Below are 649 nucleotides of genomic sequence, written 5' to 3'. Positions count from 1 at the left end.
ACATGATCTGCACGCTGTCCAAGCACGCCGCCGAGGCCAAGGGCTGCGCAGACGCCATGATGCTCGACTGGCGCGGCCAGGTGGCGGAAGCCACCGGCGCCAACATCTTCTTCGTCAAGGACGGCAAGGTCCATACGCCCACGCCCGATTGTTTCCTCGACGGCATCACCCGCCGCACGGTGATCGGCCTGGCCAAGGACCGTGGTTTCGAGGTGATCGAGCGCGCCATCATGCCGGAAGATCTCGAAGGCTTCGAGCAGTGCTTCCTCACCGGCACGGCCGCCGAAGTCACGCCGGTTTCGGAGATCGGTCCGTACCGATTCGAGGTCGGCGAGATCGCAAAGACCTTGATGAATGACTATTCTGCTGCAGTGCAACCAAAGCATGCCATCGCCGCAGAATAGCGATAGTCACAGCTTTTTTGTCCTATAGGGGCGGTTTTCGGGCCGCCCCTTTTATTTAAGCGGCCGCGCATTTGACTTTGGAGCAATTAGGCGTCTCATGATGGCGTCGGCCCGAGGAGGCTGGCGGCTATGGAGGGACTAGGTACATGGATACGAACACGCTCGTCGCTATCGTTATTCAGGTCATTACGGGTGTCATCGGCGGTCAGGCCGTCGGCGCGGCGTTGAAACAGGCGGCACTGGGT

Annotated in this window: 1 protein-coding gene; it reads left to right on the top strand. The window is 60.4% G+C overall.

The window, feature by feature from the left end:
• Positions 1–404 (top strand): aminotransferase class IV (locus EOA38_RS38270; RefSeq protein WP_189435258.1); only part of this gene is annotated, 404 nt, incomplete at its 5' end.
• Positions 405–649: the final 245 nt, after the last annotated feature.

Source organism: Mesorhizobium sp. M1E.F.Ca.ET.041.01.1.1 (assembly GCF_003997355.1).
GTDB lineage: Bacteria > Pseudomonadota > Alphaproteobacteria > Rhizobiales > Rhizobiaceae > Mesorhizobium.
The sequence above is the reverse complement of the archived record's forward strand: the minus strand, read 5'-3'. Positions and strand labels throughout refer to the sequence as shown.